Annotated in this window: 14 protein-coding genes; 7 read left to right on the top strand and 7 right to left on the bottom strand. The window is 52.7% G+C overall.

What is annotated here, in order from left to right; all coding sequences use genetic code 11:
• From TU92_RS21395 to TU92_RS21385, 3 genes are all read right to left on the bottom strand, one after another.
• A complete protein-coding gene (locus TU92_RS21395; RefSeq protein WP_112169289.1) occupies positions 1-531 on the bottom strand; it encodes a hypothetical protein in 531 nt (176 codons plus the stop codon).
• On the bottom strand, positions 528-2,561 hold the full coding sequence (locus TU92_RS21390; protein ID WP_112169287.1) for a M23 family metallopeptidase: 2,034 nt from the start codon (positions 2,559-2,561) through the stop codon (positions 528-530). The genes TU92_RS21395 and TU92_RS21390 overlap by 4 nt, the downstream gene beginning before the upstream one ends.
• Before the next feature lie 74 nt (positions 2,562-2,635).
• Entirely contained in the window at positions 2,636-4,951 is a 2,316-nt protein-coding gene (locus tag TU92_RS21385) for a type VI secretion system Vgr family protein (protein ID WP_112169285.1), read from the bottom strand.
• Between the two features lie 393 nt (positions 4,952-5,344).
• On the opposite strand from TU92_RS21385, the gene TU92_RS21380 reads away from it, so the two are divergent.
• Genes TU92_RS21380 through TU92_RS21365 form a run of 4 tightly spaced genes read left to right on the top strand, consistent with a single transcriptional unit; the run spans position 5,345 to position 9,291 of the window.
• Entirely contained in the window at positions 5,345-6,799 is a 1,455-nt protein-coding gene (locus TU92_RS21380) for a circularly permuted type 2 ATP-grasp protein (RefSeq protein WP_112169348.1), read from the top strand.
• Positions 6,793-7,734: an alpha-E domain-containing protein gene (locus tag TU92_RS21375; RefSeq protein ID WP_112169283.1), complete on the top strand. Its 942-nt coding sequence runs from the start codon at positions 6,793-6,795 to the stop codon at positions 7,732-7,734. Before TU92_RS21380 ends, TU92_RS21375 begins: the two co-directional genes overlap by 7 nt.
• The gene (locus TU92_RS21370; protein WP_112169281.1) at positions 7,734-8,528 is read left to right on the top strand and encodes a transglutaminase family protein; all 795 of its coding nucleotides are present in this window, start codon (positions 7,734-7,736) and stop codon (positions 8,526-8,528) included. The genes TU92_RS21375 and TU92_RS21370 overlap by 1 nt, the downstream gene beginning before the upstream one ends.
• 31 nt (positions 8,529-8,559) lie before the next feature.
• Positions 8,560-9,291, top strand: a complete 732-nt coding sequence (locus TU92_RS21365) for a proteasome-type protease (RefSeq protein ID WP_112169279.1) — start codon at positions 8,560-8,562, stop codon at positions 9,289-9,291.
• A gap of 23 nt (positions 9,292-9,314) precedes the next feature.
• Here TU92_RS21365 and TU92_RS21360 read toward each other — a convergent pair whose 3' ends face one another.
• The 4 genes from TU92_RS21360 to uxaC form a co-directional block, all read right to left on the bottom strand.
• A complete protein-coding gene (locus TU92_RS21360) occupies positions 9,315-9,878 on the bottom strand; it encodes a YgjV family protein (RefSeq protein WP_112169277.1) in 564 nt (187 codons plus the stop codon).
• A gap of 125 nt (positions 9,879-10,003) precedes the next feature.
• Positions 10,004-11,494, bottom strand: coding sequence for a UxaA family hydrolase (locus TU92_RS21355; RefSeq protein ID WP_112169275.1), 1,491 nt, complete (start codon positions 11,492-11,494; stop codon positions 10,004-10,006).
• Between the two features lie 10 nt (positions 11,495-11,504).
• Positions 11,505-12,956, bottom strand: coding sequence for a tagaturonate reductase (locus tag TU92_RS21350; protein WP_112169273.1), 1,452 nt, complete (start codon positions 12,954-12,956; stop codon positions 11,505-11,507).
• Between the two features lie 142 nt (positions 12,957-13,098).
• On the bottom strand, positions 13,099-14,511 hold the full coding sequence (gene uxaC, locus TU92_RS21345; RefSeq protein ID WP_112169271.1) for a glucuronate isomerase: 1,413 nt from the start codon (positions 14,509-14,511) through the stop codon (positions 13,099-13,101).
• Between the two features lie 860 nt (positions 14,512-15,371).
• On the opposite strand from uxaC, the gene TU92_RS21340 reads away from it, so the two are divergent.
• The 3 genes from TU92_RS21340 (at position 15,372) to TU92_RS21330 (ending at position 18,692) form a co-directional block, all read left to right on the top strand.
• Positions 15,372-16,664 carry an MFS transporter gene (locus TU92_RS21340; protein WP_112169269.1) on the top strand — a complete coding sequence of 431 codons (1,293 nt, stop codon included), beginning with the start codon at positions 15,372-15,374 and terminating at the stop codon, positions 16,662-16,664.
• A 185-nt stretch (positions 16,665-16,849) separates the two neighbouring features.
• Positions 16,850-17,626, top strand: a complete 777-nt coding sequence (gene exuR, locus TU92_RS21335) for a transcriptional regulator ExuR (protein ID WP_112169267.1) — start codon at positions 16,850-16,852, stop codon at positions 17,624-17,626.
• Between the two features lie 385 nt (positions 17,627-18,011).
• Positions 18,012-18,692, top strand: coding sequence for a DedA family protein (locus tag TU92_RS21330; protein ID WP_112169265.1), 681 nt, complete (start codon positions 18,012-18,014; stop codon positions 18,690-18,692).
• The last annotated feature ends 14 nt before the right edge of the window (positions 18,693-18,706 follow it).

Raw genomic sequence — 18,706 nt, 5'->3', positions numbered from 1 at the left:
TCATTGCGGATGTGAGCAACTTTTTTTTGCTAAATTCACATAAAAGCCATAGCTATAATCAGTTTTTCTTTTTGTTGGAGGATAACTTGACAATCTTCCCTTTTCAACCTCGCCAGGAATCAAAGTATAATCGAACCTATAATAAATCCCATTGATTTTAATAATACTTTCATACGTGTCAGTTAAAATACCATCTTCATTAAATATGCTGTAATTATAAATAAAACTGTTAACCCAATGCGGTGCGCTTATTATTTTTAATGCATCCCCATTTGTATCAAATTCTAACAAACTAATCTTATAAATGTTTTCTAAGTTATTTTCGATCCACTCCCTATCCATTATACTCATTCCAGCCCCATCCTTTTTATATAGTGTGTCTATTTCACAATTTATATAATAGCCCTTACTATATGAATCAACCGCTTTATAGCCTAATGGGCCAGAAGATATAATAAATCTTGGCCAAATATAATATAGGCCTAGCAATAAAAAAACCAACCCCAGTGCTATTTTAATATTTACTTTCATTTTGGAAGATAATCCTTATATTCCTTTGAAAGATTATAGGGCGTAGTACCTACTCCAACATCATTCAATGCCCCATCAATATTATAGGCAGCACCACAATATTTTATGTTCTCAGCTCTTTCTAAAGACAATTCCTCAAACCAGTCCATCTTATTTAATTTATGAGCAAAGCGTTGTAATTTTGAACCCCATGTGTCTGCATAATCACTCCTGACGACATATGCACTAACGGGGATATTAAAATATTCCGCCATTTTTTGAGCTAAACTGTCTTCCTCTTGAGGTGTCAATTCGAATTCGCTATGACCGTCAATTCTCCCCATAGCTGTACGACATGCATACGAATTAATCCTTCCTGATTGATTGAAAATATCAGATTGAATTTCTGTGAAATTATGTAAATTTACACTCAACCTTTCTGCATCAGGATACCCATAACCGAATGCAAACTCACTGGGCAACCCGTGACAAAAAACAGAGAGCTGTTTTACTGGTATAATGCTCCTGTCACTACCATTATTTAAGTGGGCAAAAAATTCGAAACTACCATCAACCTTTTTATACTCAAAGCCGAATTTCCTACATGATAGTTCAAGTAATTTAAAATGTTCAGATTTATACCCGATATCAAAAACCAATATTGTATACTTAGAATTACTTTCAATAGCCTTATACCTTCTCATATACCTTACCGCCTGACCGATAAAAGACAGTTTATTTGCTGGGTCAGCATGTATTTGCGTCCCAACCACAGCAATATACTCAACCTGTGAGGCCTTATTGATATGCGTAATAAAAGCAGCAGGATTGAAGTGCCAGATCCGATCTGATAATGCTGTCCGAGCGTCAGCAGTTAATTTGTCAAAAAAGCTGAGTGCATTGGCATGATTAATAAATTTATCCCAGGAAGGAGGATTAAAAGCAGGTTGCACGAATTTATTATCCTGCTTTAACCAATTGAACCGTGAGTCAAGAGTGGTTTCATCCCATTCAAACGGGAACCGGCAAATCGCGTAAAAATATTTTTCTTTTAAACTTTTTTCATCTTTTATTTGTTGCTGCCATTGCTGAATAACCGGTGAATCACACTGGCTGTCTGCATTACTGTCATCATCAACAAGTGACCACCCCATCCAGTGAGGAAAATCAGCATCAGAGTATTGATTAATACCCGGTGCAGTCATTTTCACCCACCCCGAACCGCCGGGATAATTAGCACAAATCCATTCAGCTTCATTCCAGGTCACTGTTTCGCCGTAATCCCTTGCCGGTGCGGCGGGCAAACGGACACCCGCCTCACTGAGCTTCGTGTAAATGCTGCTACCTGCCGGATTTTCCTGACGGGTAAAGACCTTCTTATCCGTAAAAGTGACGAAAAGCTCAGTGTCGCTGATATACAGCGGGGGTCTTGTCGCTTTCTTTTCGTCAGGAGCGGCCATAAAAGGCGTGCCTGAGGGTAAATAATAATGCTTATCACCATAGGTGATATCGCTGCGCCCAGGTTTGCTGATATCAAGATTGCCTGTGCTTCTCCCCGCAAGCTTTTGCAGGTTCTTATCATCACAGCAAATCTGAAAATGGAATCCGTTCTTGCCGTCTACGCGTCCGGATGTGCCTAATATCGTGCCTTTTTTAATGGGGGTTCCCACGCCCTCCAGAACATTCCTTCTCACCTGTTTCAGGTGCTGACACAACGAATAGAAAACGATGTTCACTTCGGGGTCACCCAGCGTCAAGGTGTGACGCAATAGCACCACCCCGTCGTCTGTCGCCCCCAGATAGCACAACGGATCCTCACTAATTCTGTCGGAAGGATAGCGACAAAAGACAATTTCTCCTTCCGCAATCGCCCTGACCGGATTGGCAGTCCCCCCCGCATCGGTATGAGGAATATGCACACCACCGTGCCAGGCCCCGAGATTATTTACGGGGAAGTCCCTGTTTTTATCGACGTGAATACATCGCCTGACCCAGTCATCGTTAGCTTCTGTTTTTCGCTGTGAAAATAAAATCGGGGGCGCTAATAACATATGTTCATCCTTGTTCAGCTTTCCGCTTGCTGTAATGTTGAATGCGATATTCGTAGGTTATATATACCCTGTGTTCAGGAAATCCCGGCGAGGGTTATATCGTTTGCAGGCTCATTCTCTGCTTCCTGTTCCGTTAATCCGCTGATCACCGGAGGAACCGACGGAAAGTCATGCGGCATCGTTTCCACAACCGTCAGCACCGTGTGCGGCGTTTTCCTGAAATACTCACCGGCCGTGCCGTACTCAATTTTGCCGTCCTGCAGGATGAGGTAGCTGCCGCCGCCAATCAGCGTGATGTGCTTTTTCGCGCTGAACAGGATGTCGCCGTCCACCGCCGTGATGCTGAGTTTTTTGCCCGCCGCAAGCGACAACTGGTTGTTCTGCGCCTGAACGTCGACCTTGCCTTCGCTGGCTTTCAGGCTCATTTCACCCTTCAGGGCAAAGATGCCCATTCTCTCACCGGTGTTGACGGTCAGGTTCTTAATCACCCCGATATCCGCATTTTTACCGGCGTTCAGTATCATGTTTTTGGTCGCCGCCAGTTGCAGGTGCTCGCCGCTGGTCAGCGCCATGCCTGCCGGGGCGCTGACCAGCACCACCTGATTGATCGGCTTCAGCCTTTCGCTGAACATGGCGATTTGCGCCGCGATGTCGGCCTCCAGCGCTTTGGCTTCGGCGGCGGCCTGGCTCAGTGCTTTCACCTGACGCTGCAGGTAGTCGATTTCAGCCATCGCCGCGCGGTTATCCAGCACCTGACCCTGTGCCTGCGGCTGTGCGTCCGCGCTGAGAAAGACGCCCTTGCCGCCGCGCAGGACGCCATGTTCATCGGTGCGCAGCTCGAAGCCTTGCCCACGGGGCTTGTTTTGCGCATCGACGATATGCCCGGTATTCAGCTGGGTTTTGCCGTATTCGGTGGCGAGCTTGATGTGCTCCTCACCGCGCCGGTCCTCCATCCGCAGCGTGTTATTTGACGGGGTGCGCAGGACGTTGCGGGTGTGGTTCCGTTCGGTCACGTGGTCGGGATGTTCGGAGTCATGCAGCGCGGCGGCGATATAAGGCCGATCGGGGTCGCCGCCGTCAAAGGCGATGGCCACTTCGGTGCCGTCGGTCAGCGGCATATGCCAGCCGTAGCCGTCGCCGCCATACGGTTTGGCGAGGCGCACCCACAGGTACGCATAACCAGCATCCGCCGAGACGCGGTCGCCGTTGATGCGCACGCGGTAACGCCCCTGATTATCGAGCCACGCGTAGGTGTCGCCTTTTGTCGGACTTTCCACCCGCGCCGGTATCGTGCCGCTGAGCACCGGCCGTGCCGGAGGTTCGGGGCGAAAACAAATCGTTTCGCGGTACGCAATGCCCCAGATATTGAGGCGGAAGTGGTCGGTGCGCGAGCCTTTGGCGACGATGCGGGTAATGAAGATGCCCTCCGGCAGGTCGCTGAACGGGTAGGTCTGCGGCTCCAGCACCTGACCCGGCGCCAGCCCGCTGCCGGTGGTGCGGGCAAAGATGCGGCACTGATGATTCAGTTTACGTTCATGCCGGATGCGGGCATAAAACGCGCCGGTTTCAGCGGCGGCGTCCACGTCCTCACCGGCCTCGCGGTAAGGTCTGGCGTACAGGTAGTTTTCTCCGGTCACCGGCGCAGCGCTTTGCACCTGCGCGCTGGCGTCCAGCGGCGTGGTCGCCTCGCGGTAGTTATAATCGCGTTTGAAGATTTTGCCGGTCACGGCGTTCCAGTGGATTTTCAGCCCCCAGACGCTTTCGGTTTGGCCGTCGCTCATCCCCGAAGGCTCGCAGTACGGGAGCGTGACAGCAAACTGGTACTGCTCCGGGCCGTCGCAGAACAGCACCTTTTCACACGTCAGGCGGTTGTCCGCCTCAAAGCGAAACCAGATACCGACCTCGGCCAGAATGCGTTTTATAAACTGCAGGTCGGTCTCGCCCCACTGGGTGATAAGCTCGCGGTCGGGGTAGGTCTGGCTGAGGCGAAACTCAAAATCCTGCCCCTCGAGCCCGTGCTTGCGCAGGATAAACTCCGCCACTTCAGGCACCGACTGGTTCTGAAAAATAAAGCTGTTGGTGCTGTTTTCCAGCAGCCGCAGGCGCGGCACCAGCTCAAGGCGGTACAGGGTTTCGTCGGCGGAGGTCGACAGGCGCTGAAAGTCACGGATAACGCCGTACACGGCGCGTTCGGGCTGTAAAGGCGTGCCCATGGTAAAGCTGGCGAACTGGCGCAACATCCAGGCGGCATCGATATCCGGTTCGGGGCTGGTGACGTCAACAGTGTAGGTAAAAGTTTCGCTGAGCTGTTCCTCGCCACGAAAGTTCAGCACGTCCAGACTGTACGGGCTGTTCCAGATATCAAGAGAATAGCGGGAAAGTGTATCCATTCCGGTCCCTGGTTGGCATGTGAAAAGCATCCTGCTTTTCGGAGTGTGAGGAGACTGTATTCACATGGTGAAATTGTGGGTGTGTGTATATCAGCATCCCGAAAATGTGAATGTGATGATGCGCGGAAATACTAAACATAATTAATGTATCCATATGCTTTTTGCCGTTTTCATATCATTAATGGTAATTGCCTCATCAAAGATCATACTTACAGTAACCTAATCATTTCTGCACTCTTTTGACTCAGCTTGAAAACCGGTTGCACCCGAAGAAGGCAGACCAACCACTTTTTCCCCGATTTCCAACCCATTTTGCACGATGGCACACTTTATGCGTGATCTTCATTGTTATTGAACGATTCAATTGCAGCCGGTCCAGTTTGTGAGGTGATGATGATTAAGATTGACCTTTCCGATTCACCCTTCTTTGATGAAATGTTAATGGCTGAAGGGAAACACCGCAGCCATTATCAGGCTTACTGGCAGTGGTTGCAGCAGGCCGATCAACAGGCCGTACAGCGCAAAAAAGAGGAAGCAGCGCTGCTGTTCCACCGGGTGGGGATTACCTTTAATGTTTACGGCGAAGATGATGGCGCAGAGCGGCTGATCCCGTTTGACAGCGTGCCGCGCATTATTCCCGCCGGGGAATGGAAAATGCTCGATCGCGGGATCCGCCAGCGGGTTCAGGCGCTGAACGCATTTCTGCATGATATTTATCACGACCAGAAAATACTCAAAGCCGGACTGGTGCCTGCCGAACAGGTGCTGGCCAACGATCAGTATCAGCCTTGTATGCAGGGCATCGATCTTCATCGTGATACCTACGCTCACATCGCCGGAACCGACATGGTGCGCGGCGGCGATGGTGAATACTACGTGCTGGAGGACAACCTGCGCACACCGTCCGGCGTTTCCTACATGATGGAAAACCGCAAAATGATGATGCGGTTGTACCCGGAGCTGTTTGCCGAGCAGCGCATCGCACCGGTTTCGCGCTACCCTTCTCATCTGCTGCAAACTTTGCGTGAAAGCACGCCAGTTAACGATCCTACTGTCGTCGTGCTGACACCGGGGCGTTTTAACAGTGCCTATTTCGAACACAGTTTTCTTGCGCAGCAAATGGGCGTTGAACTGGTTGAAAGCGCCGATTTGTTCGTTAAAGACGGTGCAGTGCTGATGCGTACCACCGCGGGTCCCTGCAAGATCGACGTTATCTACCGGCGCATCGACGATGCGTTTTTGGATCCGCTGGCGTTTCGCGCCGACTCCATGCTGGGCGTACCCGGCCTGCTGTCGGTCTACCGCGCCGGTGGCGTGGTGCTGGCGAATGCCATCGGCACCGGCGTTGCTGACGATAAATCCATCTACCCTTACGTGCCTGAGATGATCCGCTACTACCTGGGCGAAGATCCTATCCTCAATAACGTGCCAACGTGGCAATGCCGTAAGCAATCTGACCTGTCTTTTGTGCTGGCGAATCTGGACAAAATGGTGGTGAAAGAGGTTCACGGCGCGGGCGGTTACGGCATGCTCATTGGCCCGACGGCCAGCCTTGAGGAACTGGCACGTTTTCGCGATTTACTGAAAACCCGCCCCGAAAATTACATCGCACAGGAAACGCTCGCGCTCTCCACCTGCCCGACGTTTGTCGAAAATGGTCTGGCACCCCGCCATATCGATTTGCGGCCCTTCGCGCTCACCGGCGCAGAGATCCGTCTGGTTCCCGGCGGTTTAACCCGCGTGGCGCTGGCCGAAGGATCGCTGGTGGTCAACTCATCGCAGGGCGGCGGGACGAAAGATACCTGGGTGCTGGAAGAAGAAGATTCGACGGAGGATGACGCATGCTAAGCAGAACCGCCAGTGAGCTGTACTGGATGGCGCGTTATCTGGAACGCGCCGAGAATATCGCCCGTCTGCTGGACGTCACCAACAAGCTGTCGATGATGTCGATCCGTGACGTCATGGCGCGCGATGAAAATAACGATCTGCTGGTGCCGCTGACCATGACCGGTACCCGCACGCTGTTCAATGAACATTATCCGCAGCTGACCATGAGCAATCTGCTCAACTTTTTCGCGCTCGATAACATCAATCACGGCAGTATTTACAGCTGTCTGCAAATGGCGTGGAACAACGCCCACGCGGTGCGCGGCAGCCTGTCTTCTGAAGTCTGGGAAAGCATCAACGCCACATGGATTGAGATGAAACTGATCCGCCGTCAGGGCGTCGGTTCCGCCGGTGCGGATTCCTTCTTCGACTGGGTTAAGGAGCGCTCACATCTGTTCCGTGGCGCGATGTTCGGCACTTTGCTGCGCAGCGACGCCCAAAATTTCATCCGCCTCGGCACCATGCTGGAACGTGCAGACAGCACTGCGCGCCTGCTGGATGCCAAAAATCAGCTGCTTAACGCGGATGAAGATCCGGTGCGCGAATATTACCGGATGGACACGCTGCTGCGCGCCGTCAGTGCACGTGAGGCATTCCATACACTGTACAAACAGCAACTCAGCCAGAAGCGCATCGCCGAGTTGCTGATCCTGCGCCGTGAGTTGCCGCGATCCCTGCTGTCATGCGTGGAAATTATGGCCGAGCAGTTAGAAGAAATCGGCGGTACAGCGGGCAATCTGCCACGCCGGCGCGTTCACACCCTGCACGCGCAGCTACGCTTCACCGAAATGGAAGAAATTGTCGAAATGGGTCTCAGCCCCTGGTTGATGCAGTTCCTCGACCAGACCGGCGCTATCGCAGAGAGCATCCATCAGACCTATCTGGAGGCACAATAATGAAACTGAATGTCAGTCATCAGACGCATTACACTTATGCGCAACAGGTCAAACACAGCACGCAATATCTGCGCCTCACGCCGCAGAACTCCAGCCATCAGAAAATCCTGTCATGGGATTTAACGCTGCCGGAATACGCCACCCGCACGTTCGATGCTTACGGCAACGTGCTGCATGTGCTGACGCTGGATCAGCCGCATCAGGCGATCACCATTGAAGCTAACGGCGTGGTCGAAATTGAAGACAATACCGAGGACGACAACTGCGGGCATCTCTCGCCACTGGTGTTTTTGCGCACCAGCCCGCTGACGCTGGCCGATGGCGCGATCCGCGATTTTGCCAACCGTTATTACCGGCCACAGGCACAACACGAAAGTCTGTGCAGCCTGATGGGTGAGCTGTTGCTGAAAATGCCCTACAGCCCAGGCACCACCACGGTAAAAGACAGCGCCTCACAAGCGTTTTCTGCGCAGCAGGGCGTGTGTCAGGATCACACCCACGTTTTCCTCGCCTGCTGCCGTAGTCTGGGCATTCCGGCGCGCTACGTCAGCGGTTATCTCTATACCCAAGACTCCGCCCATGTGGCGATGCACGCGTGGGCCGAAGCCTGGCTGGATGACCGCTGGCAAAGCTTCGATGTCACGAATAATACCTGCCAGCCCAATCAGCATTTGAAACTGGCTATCGGCATAGATTATCTTGATGCATGTCCGGTTCGCGGTATCCGGTTAGGTGGGGGATGCGAAGACATGCGCACTGTCGCGGCGGTCGAAATGTTCGACATTCCGCAATAATCCTGACTGCTTGAAATAGGAAGATTTTTCTATGACTTACTGTGTGGCCATGCGCTTGTCCTCTGGCCTGGTGTTTGTATCAGACTCGCGCACCAATGCCGGGGTGGACCATATTTCCACTTTCCGAAAACTGCACGTTTTTCATCAAAGCGATGAACGCGTACTGGTGCTCCAAAGTGCCGGAAATCTGGCGACCACACAGAGCATTATCAGTCTGCTCCATCGCCGCTGTCTGGATGATCAACGGGAAAACCTGCTCAACGTGGCGTCGATGTATGACGCCGCCAGCCTGCTCGGTGAAACGGTGCGCGAAGTGATTGCCCGCGACAGCGGCGCGAATCAGGGCGGCACCACGGATTTCAGCTGCAACCTGCTGCTCGGCGGGCAAATAAAGGGCGAAGGCCTGCGGCTGTTCCACATCTATCCGCAAGGCAACTTCATCGAAGCCACGCACGACACGCCCTATTTTCAGGTGGGTGAAAGCAAATACGGCAAGCCGATTATCGATCGCGTGCTGAGCTTCGATACCCCGCTGGATCAGGCGATGCAGTGCGCGCTGATTTCAATGGATTCCACGCTGCGCAGCAATCTGTCCGTCGGTCTGCCGCTCGACGTCCTGACCTACCCAACCGACAGCTACAGTACCGCGCAACAATATCGGATCACCGAAACGCACCCGTATTTCGACATGATCCGCAAAGGCTGGGGCGAAGGCTTGCTGAGCATCTTCGCGCAGCTGCCGCCGCTTAAGCTGGAAGAGTAATTTTCCTGAGACGGAGTGAAATCTCACTCCGCCGCTTTGTTCTGATCCATCTTCTTCACAATCTTCTTTTCCACCAGGAAAGGATCGATGCCACGCAGTTGCAGGCGGCGGAAGCGAATGATGTTAAAACCGTTCATGACGAGGAAACTGCCTTCGATAAGCGAGCCGCCAATCGAGCCGAGCCAGACGTTATGCGCCACCCAGCAGCAGGTTGAGCACCACATGATGCAGCGCGTGGTCAGCCCGCTGGTGCGAAACAGCGCCCAGGTACTGACGACGGTGGCACCGACCGGCAATAACTCCATCCAGTGATGCGCGCGGCTCAGGCCTAAGAACAGCGTCAGGACGATGAAAATCACCATAATCCACTGGTTACGGGTGCGCAGGGAAATCAGGGTACGGATAGAGTTGAGCAAGGCGCTCATGCCTGCGGGTGCGGCGCCCATCAGCAGGAAATGCACGCCGATAATGGCGCTGTAGGCGGAAAGTTGCTGTTTGAAGCGTCGATCGCTGCGGTTGAAAAACATGGTGATGCCGACAACAAAAGCCACCACACCAATCGACTGGGCAAACCAGTAATACGTCATTTATCAGGCTCTCTGCGTAGAAGACTTCGTCGTTTTTTCACGTATCGCTGCTACGCAAAGCTGTAACGTAAAAACGGCGCTTCATAATTGAAACGCCGTTTCATCCTAACGATAAAGCCGCAGGGTTACAATGTGACACCGCTTTTAAAAATCGCTAATTCACGGAAATCATTCAGCTCGTTTTTGGCTTTGCGGCCATCAGCGATCGCCACGATCAGATCCACAAATTCGCCCAGCAGTTGATCCATGGTGACATCGTGGATCAGCTGACCGGCATCGAAATCGATCCAGTGTGGTTTTTTCGCCGCGAGCTCGCTGTTGGTTGCCAGTTTAACCGTCGGAACGAAACCGCCATAAGGCGTGCCGCGTCCGGTGCTGAACAGCACCATGTGGCAGCCGGCACCGGCTAATGCGCTGGTCGCCACCGCATCGTTACCCGGCGCGCTGAGCAGGTTAAGCCCAGGCGTGGTCAGGCGTTCGCCGTATTTCAGTACGTCCATGACCGGGCTTTGACCGGCTTTCTGCGTACAACCGAGCGACTTCTCTTCCAGCGTAGTGATACCCCCGGCTTTGTTGCCCGGAGATGGGTTTTCGTAAATCGGCTGATTATGCTCGATGAAGTACTGCTTGAAGTCGTTCACCATGTGGACGGTTTTTTCAAACGTTGATTCGTCACGGCAACGGCTCATCAGGATACGTTCTGCGCCAAACATTTCCGGCACTTCGGTCAGCACGGAGGTGCCGCCGTTAGCAATCACATAGTCAGAGAAGCGCCCCAGCAGCGGGTTGGCGGTGATACCGGACAGTCCGTCGGAGCCACCGCATTCCAGACCAAACTTCAGTTCGCTGAGTTTACCGCTCTCGCGTTTGTCATTACGCATGACGGCATACAGCTCGCGCAGACGCTCCAGACCGGCTTCCACTTCGTCATCGAATTTTTGCAGCGTCATGAAACGCACGCGGTCTTCGTCGACGTCACCCAGCGTCTCGCGGAATACGTCCACCTGATTGTTTTCACAACCCAGGCCGATTACCAGCACCGCACCGGCGTTCGGGTGGCGCACCATATTTTGCAGCATGGTGCGGGTATTAATGTGATCGTCACCCAGCTGCGAACAGCCAAACGGATGCGTGAACAGATAAACACCGTCGGTGCCTTCTGCGTCATTAGTCTCTTTGAGAAAACGCGTCTGGATCTGACGGGCGATACCGTTCACACAGCCGACGGTCGGGATTAACCATAGCTCGTTGCGGATCCCCACCTGACCGTCTTTTCGGCGATAGATCTGGACTTCGCGATCGGCCATCTGCTCAGGCACGGTCACAAACTCCGGCTGATACTGGTACTGATCCAGATCGCTTAAATTGGTTTTGCCGTTTTGCGAATGGATATGCACGCCCGGTTCAATCACGGACAGCGCATGGCCAATCGGCAGGCCGTATTTGACAATATTTTCCCCGGCCACAATCGGGCGCAGGGCAAATTTGTGACCACGGGCAACCGCTTCTGGCAACACGACCTGATAATCGCCCGCTTCGACGCGCTCACCGGCTTCAATGTCGCGCAGTGCCACGGCAACGTTATCAGCAGGATGAATTTGAATGATACTTTGCATAGTCGCCCTCTTAGCTGTAAGCCGCCAGCGCATCGCGCATGCCACGGTCTTCGATCGCCTGTAACTGTTCGGTCACTTTAGCGGTCAGGCCAGGCACGGTGTTGAGATCCCGTCCCCAGTGTTCTTCATCGGCCAGCACGGTTTCCACCAGCCCGGCCAGCGGTAATTCGCCGTTACGTACGCTGCTCCACAGTTCTGAGAAACGGCTCAGCCAGTGGGCATCATCCTGCAACGGATAGATTTCACCATTACGTTCGCCGCGGTAAAATGCCAGCAACGCGGCCAACGCGAAGGTCAGGCGTGGCGGCAGGATCTGATGTTTTTCCTGACTCGCCAGCAGTTGCGGCAGAATACGGGTGCGGTATTTAGTCATGCCGTTCAGGGCAATCGACAACAGCTGAAGCTGAATGAACGGGTTGCGGAAACGGCTCAGCACGGCCTGCGCGAAGGAGGTCAGTTCATCCTGCGGCAGATCCAGTACCGGCGAGATTTCTTCAGAAATAGCCAGCTCAACATAGCGGCTTAACTGCGCATCATTCATCGATTCGCCGACGGTGTTCAGACCACACAGAAATGCCACCGGCACCAGCGCGGTATGCGCACCGTTGAGGATCGCCACTTTGCGTTCTTTGTACGGTTTGATGTCATCAACCAAACGAATGTTCAGCGGCAGTTTGTCCAGACGCAGCTCCTGAGCCAGACTTTTCGGCCCCTGGATCACGAACAGATAGAAGTGTTCCGCGCTGTCGAAAAAGCTGTCCTGATAGCCCAGTTCCTGCTGCAGACTGTCCACTTCGCTGCGTGGATAACCGGTCACGATGCGGTCAACCAGCGTTGAGCAGAAGGTGTTGCTGGTTTCCAGCCATTGGGTAAAGGAAGCAGGTAATGCCCACTGTTGTGCGTAGCGCAGCACCAGTTCCTGCAAGGCTTCGCCGTTGTAGTCGATCAGTTCACATGGCAGTAAAACCCAGCCTTTATCGGCAGCGCCAGAGAAGTGAGTGAAACGCTCGAACAGCAAACGGGTCAGTTTGGCGGGGAAGCTGGCCGGTGGCGCGTCTTCCAGACGATCGCTCTCGACGTAGCTGATCCCTGCTTCGGTGGTGTTGGAAAACACAAAGCGGATATTGGGATCGCGCGCCAGCGCCAGATACTCGTCAAACTGATGATAAATATTGATTTCGCGGTTGACGGAACGAATGATGCGCGTATCACGCACCGTTTCGCCCTGCTCGTTCAGGCCGCTGATGATGGTGGTGTACAGGCCATCCTGCGTGCTGAGCGAAGGCGGAAAATCGGTGTCAATCGGGCGAACGATCACGATACCGGCGTTCAGATCGGTATGTTCATTTAACAGGTCGATTTGCCAGTCAACGAACGCCCGCAAAAAGTTACCTTCACCGAACTGAATAATTTTGTCGGGATGATGACGGCCTGGAAAGTCACGGCGATTTAACCTTTGCATCTCACATTTACCTTAATTTGCTCAGACGCCGGTCTTTGAGGACAAAGAATGTGTCCTGTGGCCGCCGTGCTAAATGGGATAATTAGTTGTTATTGCTCTGTTTATTATCGGAGCGCAGGAACCTGCGCCCCGTCGTGCGTTTTTAGTTCAGTTCAATCTGGAAATACTGTTTGGCGTTGTCGAAGCAGATATTTTTCACCATGCTGCCCAGCAGTTCGATATCTGCCGGCGCTTCGCCCTCTTCCACCCAGCGGCCAATCATCTGGCACAGAATGCGGCGGAAGTATTCGTGACGTGTATAAGACAGGAAGCTGCGGCTGTCGGTCAGCATGCCCACGAAACGGCTGAGTAAACCGAGGTTGGCGAGCTGAGTCATCTGGCGCTGCATGCCGTCTTTCTGATCATTGAACCACCAGCCAGAACCAAACTGCATCTTGCCCGGCATCCCTTCACCCTGGAAGTTACCGACCATGGTGCCGATCACTTCGTTATCACGAGGGTTCAGGCAGTACAGAATGGTTTTCGGCAGGCCACCAGCCATGCCCTGCGCACCCAATAATTTGGACAGCGGTTCTGCCAGCGGCTGGTCATTGATGGAATCGAAACCGACGTCTGCACCGATCAGCTGGAACATCCGGGTATTGTTATTACGCAGCGCGCCAATGTGGTACTGCTGTACCCATTCGCGACGCTGATATTCAGAAGCCAGATACAGCAGAACGCCGGTTTTGAACTGCGCGATTTCTGCCGGGGTTGGCGTTTCACCGCTCAGGCGGCGGGCCAGAATGCCATCCAGCGTCGCGTCGTCCGCTTCGCCGTACACCACAACGTCCAGCGCGTGGTCGGAAACTTTGCAGCCGTGCGCCGCGAAGTGGTCCATCCGTTTTTTCAGGGCATCACGCAGATCGCTGAAACGGCTAATAGACACATCAGAGGCCGCTTCCAGTTTCTTCATGTAATCCACGAAGGTCGCTGCTTCAATGTTGAAGGCTTTGTCCGGACGCCAGCTTGGCAGCACTTTGATGTCAAAACTGCTGTCCTGCGCCACGGCTTTATGGTGTTCCAGAGAATCGACAGGGTCATCGGTGGTGCCGACCATTTTCACGTTCATCTGTTTCATGATGCCACGGGCAGAAAAGTCATCCTGCGCCAGCAAAGCATTGCCGCGCTCCCAGATTTCGCCTGCGGTAGACGGAGAAAGCAATTTACCGGTGATGCCGAACGGACGACGCAGCTCGAGGTGGGTCCAGTGGTACAGCGGGTTTCCGATGGTGTGCGGAACCGTTGCCGCCCAGGCGTCAAACTTCTCGCGGTCAGTGGCATCACCGGTACACATACGCTCAGGCACACCATTGGTACGCATCGCGCGCCATTTGTAGTGATCGCCTTTAAGCCATACGTCGTACATGTTTTTAAAATGATAATCCTGGGCAATCAGCTCAGGTGGCAAATGGCAGTGGTAGTCGAAAATGGGCTCATCTTTCGCGTAGTCGTGATACAGGCGACGTGCGAATTCTGTGTCGAGAAGGAAGTCTTCCGTTAAAAACTGCGCCATCTTAGGTTCCTCATCATGAATTCTGTAGAGTTGTCTCTCAATGGTGCGAAGTTATCACACCAATTCAGTTTATCGTCCAGCTCTTTTTAGGGGCACTCTTGTGCGAAAGTGGGCGATTTCCGTTATAAAACACATACTAATTCTCTGTAAAACAAAAACTTTAGAGTCTTTAAGCACTGGCCGCTATTATCCTCACATTCCGAGTGTGATTTTGTGATGTCACTCAAACTTTAAATCGGTATGACAAGTTATTTCTCTGCCAGCAATCCCCACCACCCGCTGATGGCTTGCCTAAAGCCGTTTTAACTCTCTTTTCCCCGTTTGTGAACGAATCGTAAAGTTGTTACACCACTTTGGTTTGAATTTTCCGGTACTGGTTGTTACGTAATCAGCTAAAAGTGTGACGGCGGTCGATAAAAAATCCATTAAGTCTGTAAAATCAAGTAAATAACAGTGAAGTTAAAAAAGTTAAGTAAGCACACAGTTTAAATGTGGTTTTGTGATGTCATTCAAATTTTAAATCTGTATGACAAGTTATCTTTGCTGCGTCCGGACAAGAGCGTCAGAGATTACCTGCCACGTCCTTTCGCTGTTGCCGGACAACACTTCTCAGGTGCAGTCAGCCGAAAGGTGAAGCAGTTGTTCTGGTGTGCAGGAAGTTCATCGGACCCTTACGCACAGATAAGAATAAAGCAGTGCGTGAGTCATCGGGCAGCTCCCCCCAGCGAAATCCTCTGGCGGCGATGTTCCCGGAAAACACTTTAAGGAAAAGCCAGAAGCCCATGCTGAGTCAGATGGCGCGAAATGTGCGATGACAGCCTTAGCTGTCATTGCCGGATTATTTACTGGGAGTGAGTTAAATGGGTAAGATCAAAGGGTTACGCTGGTACATGATCGGGCTGGTCACCGTCGGGACTGTACTAGGTTATTTAACACGTAACGCCATAGCCGCTGCAGCACCGACACTGATGAGTCAGCTCAACATCAGTACACAGCAATATTCTTATATTATCGCCGCCTATTCCGCCTGCTATACCCTGATGCAGCCGGTAGCCGGTTATGTTCTCGACGTGATGGGCACCAAAGTCGGTTACGCCATGTTTGCCATCATGTGGGCCATCTTCTGTATGGCGACCGCGCTGGCCAGCAGCTGGGGTGGCCTCGCCATCGCGCGTGGTGCTGTCGGTATGGCAGAAGCCGCGATGATCCCTGCCGGCCTCAAAGCCAGCAGCGAATGGTTCCCGGCAAAAGAACGTTCAATTGCCGTCGGTTACTTTAACGTAGGTTCTTCTATCGGCGGGATGATTGCGCCACCGCTGGTTGTCTGGTGCATCATCATGCACAGTTGGCAGCTCGCGTTCGTCATCACCGGTGCGCTCAGCATGCTTTGGGCGATCAGTTGGTTAGTTCTCTACAAACACCCGAAAGATCAGAAAAAACTCAGTAACGAAGAACGCGATTACATTTTGGAAGGTCAGGAAGCACAGCACCAAACCACCAACGGCAAGAAAATGTCTGCCTGGGATATCCTGCGTAACCGTCAGTTCTGGGGTATCGCACTGCCACGTTTTCTGGCTGAACCGGCCTGGGGTACATTCAACGCTTGGATCCCGCTGTTTATGTTCAAGGTGTATGGCTTCAACCTGAAAGAAATCGCGATGTTCGCCTGGATGCCGATGCTGTTTGCTGACCTCGGCTGTATCCTTGGTGGTTATCTGCCGCCGTTCTTCCAGAAACATTTTAAAGTGAACCTGATCGTTTCCAGAAAAATGGTCGTGACCATGGGTGCAGTCCTGATGATAGGCCCTGGCATGATCGGCCTGTTCACCAGCCCGTACGCAGCTATCGCTTTATTGTGTGTGGGTGGCTTTGCTCACCAGTCACTGTCTGGCGCGCTGATTACACTCTCCTCTGACGTGTTTGGTCGTAACGAAGTGGCGACAGCTAACGGACTGACGGGGATGGCCGCCTGGACGGCAAGTACCCTGTTTGCGCTGGTCGTTGGTGCGTTGGCCGATACCATCGGTTTCAGCCCGCTGTTTGCGGCGCTCGCCGTCTTCGACTTGCTGGGTGCCATCATCATCTGGACAGTATTGCAAAACCGTTCCGCAGTAGAACCTGTTCCGGCTCCGCTAAAAACCGCGAAAGCCTGATCCGCTGATTGCCGCCCGGTAAGATCCTTTGCCGGGCTTTGCTTTTTCTGAGATATCCCCCCAGCCTTTCTGACCAATGCACGGTGCATCCCCTCTTCTTAAACCGTATACTGGTACTTGTATAACAGGTCCCGGGATCTGTCAGACTCATTCGTTGCAGGTTCACTACTTTAAAGAGCACTCACATGGAATCCACAGACACCAGACGCCTTTATCAACAACTGGCTGCCACGCTTAAGGAACGCGTTGAGACCGGAGTCTATCCGGTTGGCGAGAAACTTCCCGCCGAACGTCTGATTTCCGATGAAATGAACGTCAGCCGTACCGTGGTGCGCGAAGCGATAATCATGCTGGAAGTGGAAGGTTATGTGGAAGTCCGTAAAGGGTCGGGCATTCATGTGATGTCCAACCAGCAACGCCATCTGGTCGTGCCGGACTGCGGCAGTGAATTTGGCACCGCGGGTCCGTTTGAGTTATTGCAGGCGCGCCAGTTGATTGAAAGTAATATCGCGGAGTTTGCCGCCACGCAGGTCACCAAGCAGGACATCATGCGCCTGATGGAAATTCAGGAGCATGCGCGGCAGGAAGACCGGTTCCGTGATTCAGAATGGGATCTTAAATTTCACGTGCAGGTGGCGCAGGCGACGCAAAACAGCGCACTCGCCACCATCGTCGAAAAGATGTGGAGCCAGCGCTTACACAATCCGTACTGGCGCAAGTTGCATGAACATATCGACGAAAAGTCGATCGAAAGCTGGTGTGAAGATCATGACCTGATCCTCAAGGCGTTGATCCGCCGCGATCCGCACGCAGCAAAACTGGCCATGTGGCAGCATCTGGAAAACACCAAACAAATGCTTTTCCGCGCCACCAGTGATGATTTCGAGTTTAATGTAGACCGTTACCTGTATTCAGAAAATCCGGTGGTTCATCTCGATCAGCCATTAGTGAATAATAAATAAAGCCGCATTACGGCAGGTTCATTCTCCCAACCTGCCATTTTCCTGCCTCTGCATGAAACTTCCCTTCCCTGTCAGTCACTGTCGAGTAGTGTCAGTCAATGTAAAACCCTTTTCCATAACGTGCTTCAGGCTTAAATGATCGGCCCCGACGCGCTATATTTACCTGTCTGAGCTATTGTTATTTTGTTACAGTTAGACGACTTTTCTTACCCGTTTGCGCCAGGTGAAACACGGCAAAATGACGCGTAGGAACGCACAAGACACGCAACCAGACCGCACGCCAGGGAAGAGGCGACCAACATCAGTCTTACAGGCAGCGTCGAGACAGTTTCTCCGCTGATGTATTTCGCTGACTCACTGAACATGATGGAGTTTTAGGAAACAGATGGAAATTATCAGTTCTCTCATCGATGCACTCTGGCAACAAGATTATAAAACCCTGGCTGACCCTTCCCTGGTCTGGGCGCTGTACCTGATTTTATTCATGATCATCTTTCTTGAAAACGGCCTGCTACCTGCGGCGTTTTTGCCCGGCGACAGCCTGTTAATTTTGGTCGGCGTGCTGATCGCCAAAGACGCGATGAATTTCCCGCTCACCATTTTCCTGCTCACCACCGCCGCCAGCCTGGGTTGCTGGCTCAGTTATGTGCAGGGGAAATGGCTGGGCAATACGCGGATAGTCCAAAGCTGGCTCGGGCATTTGCCTGTCCATTATCACGAACGTGCCCACGCGCTGTTCCATAAACACGGTCTTTCGGCTCTGTTGGTGGGGCGCTTTCTGGCCTTCGTTCGCACCCTGTTGCCGACCATCGCCGGTTTATCCGGGCTGAGCAATAGCCGCTTTCAGTTCTTCAACTGGGTCAGCGGATTCCTGTGGATCATGATCCTGACCTCGCTGGGCTATTTTCTCGGTAAAACGCCGCTGTTCCTGAAATACGAAGATCAGGTGATGAACTGTCTGATGTTATTGCCGGTGCTGTTGCTGGTCGGCGGGCTGGTCGGTTCGATTGTCGTGCTGTGGCGTAAAAAACACGCCGACCGCCAGAACAAAGGCAAAAGCGCATAATGAGCCGCAGGTTT

The organism is Rahnella inusitata, assembly GCF_003263515.1.
Taxonomy (GTDB): domain Bacteria; phylum Pseudomonadota; class Gammaproteobacteria; order Enterobacterales; family Enterobacteriaceae; genus Rahnella; species Rahnella inusitata.
Note: the sequence above shows the minus strand (reverse complement) of the source record. Positions and strands in the feature narration are given on the sequence as shown.